The 2,209-nt window shown below is 70.8% G+C and carries 2 protein-coding genes; both read left to right on the forward strand.

The genetic code is table 11. The annotated features are described in order from the left end of the window. Positions 1 to 34 precede the first annotated feature (34 nt). Positions 35 to 961, forward strand: a complete 927-nt coding sequence (prmA, locus tag ACE039_RS13665; RefSeq protein WP_310034295.1) for a 50S ribosomal protein L11 methyltransferase — start codon at positions 35 to 37, stop codon at positions 959 to 961. Positions 962 to 985: 24 nt separating this feature from the next. Continuing rightward, a partial coding sequence (locus ACE039_RS13670; RefSeq protein WP_485822608.1) for a DUF3426 domain-containing protein occupies positions 986 to 2,209 on the forward strand: 1,224 nt, incomplete at its 3' end.

The following is a 2,209-nucleotide window of genomic DNA, read 5'->3' on the forward strand; positions in this document are numbered from 1 at the left end:
CCCCCCCCCCCCATGACCAGATGGAAGAATAATCATGCGTGAACTCGTGCTCCATTGCCTAGAGGCGCAGGCCGAAGCCTTGTCGGACGCGCTGCTGGAAGCGGGCGTACTGTCCGTTTCCGTGGAAGACGCCGACTTCGGCACCGACGACGAACGCCCGCTGTTCGGCGAACCCGGCACCGAGCCCGACGTGCAGGCCTGGGACCGCAATCGCGTCGTCGCCTTGTTGCCCGACGGAGCCGATCCCTCGCAGATCATGGAAGAGGCCGCCGCGGCAGGCGAACTCGACCCGGCGCTGTTCGCCGGCTGGACCCTGCGCGATGTTCCCGACGCCGACTGGGTGCGCCTGACGCAATCGCAGTTTGGCCCCATCCACATCGCCGAACGCCTGTGGATCGTGCCTAGCTGGCACCGCGACAGCCCCGACGTGCCCGGCTTCGATCCGGCCGCCACGGGCGACGGCGCCATCCACATCGAACTGGATCCGGGCCTGGCCTTCGGCACCGGCAGCCATCCCACGACACACCTGTGCCTGGCCTGGCTGGAAGCCGAGCTGCCCGCCGGCGCCACCTTGCTGGACTACGGTTGCGGTTCGGGAATCCTGGCGATCGCCGCCCGCAAGCTGGGCGCGGGTCCGACGCAGGCCGTGGACATCGACGCGCAGGCCGTGCAAAGCACCGCCTACAACGCCGAGGTCAACCGCGTCGAGCTGCAGGCCATGCTGCCTGATGCGCTGGCCGACGGTACGTTCCAGGTGGTCGTGGCCAACATCTTGTCCAATCCGTTGAAGGTGCTGGCACCGATGCTGGCCGGACGCGTCGCCGCAGGCGGCCATCTGGTGTTGTCCGGCGTGCTGGAACGCCAGGCCGAAGAGGTGGCCGCTGCCTACGCGCCCTGGATCGCCATGTCGGTCTGGCGCGCGCGTGACGGCTGGGTGTGCCTGCACGGCCAGAAGGCCTGAGCGACGGTTCGGCTGGATCGCAATATGGCTCTGACCACGCGCTGCCCACAGTGCGGCACCTCGTTCAAGGTGGTGCCTGACCAACTCCGGGTCCGTAATGGCCTGGTGCGCTGCGGCGCTTGCTCCACCGTCTTCGACGGCCGGGCGTGCTTGCTGCCGGCATCCGGCGCGCCGTCGACGCCGTCGGCCGTGCCGGCCGTGCCCCCGGTCGTTGCGCCCGCCGCCGCGGCGGCTGCGCCGGTGCTGGCGACGCCACCTGCCGCGCCTGTTGCGCCTGCCGCGTCCGTCGCCGCCACGCCGCCCCGCTTCGTTCCGGCGCCGCCACCGTCTACCGAGGCGCCGCCACCGCTGGCGCGCCCTTCCGTAGAGCCGCCCCGCCAGATCGCCCCATGGGAAGACGAGCCCATTCCGGCGGTCCCGGCGCCTGCGCCTATTCCGGTTCCCGCCGCGCCTGCCGTGCCGCCGTCCGTGCTGCGCGGCCGCGAAGACATTCGCCGGCGCACCGAGCCGGATGACGACCTGCCGGAAAATGATCTGGACGAAGACGACGAGGATGACGTCGATCTGCGCGATGACGCCCGCCACGCTGGCTTCGCGCGCCATTCCGAACCGGTCCGCTACCCCGCGCCGCGTGGGGTGCCTCCGGCGCCGCCGGCCCCGCCGACGTCACGCAACGAGCCCGTCATCGCATCGCGCGCCGCTGAACCGATCATGGATTGGGACGCCCGGCGCCGCGGCGCTCCGCCTGCCGAGCCGTCCTTCGCCGCCGATGACGCCCGCGATCACGCAGACGGCGCAGACGGCGCAGACGACCATTACCTTGACGACGATTCCCTCGATGACCGCCCGGACGGCCTTCGCGACGATGACCGCGATGACCGCCCGCACGAATACCGCATCCGCGCCGACGAGGACGCCGACGACGAGCTCGACGACGACACCCGCGAACCCGTCCTGGGCGAAGCGCGCACCCGCTATTCCAGCGCCACCGACGTAGGCCGCGCTCCCCCCGAATTCCTGGACCAGGATCGGCAGGCGCGCCGCGGCCTGTTGCGCAAGGTGTGGGGCTACGCCTGCTTGCTGGGCTTGATCGCCTTGGGCCTGCAACTGGTGTACGCGTACCGCACCGACATCGCCAATTCCGTGCCGGCATTGCGGCCGGTGCTGGACGTCGCGTGCAAGCCGCTGGGCTGCACGGTCGGATACGCCCGGCGTCTGGAGCGCATCGCGATTTCCTCGTCGTCGCTG

The organism is Achromobacter maghribensis (genome assembly GCF_057334215.1).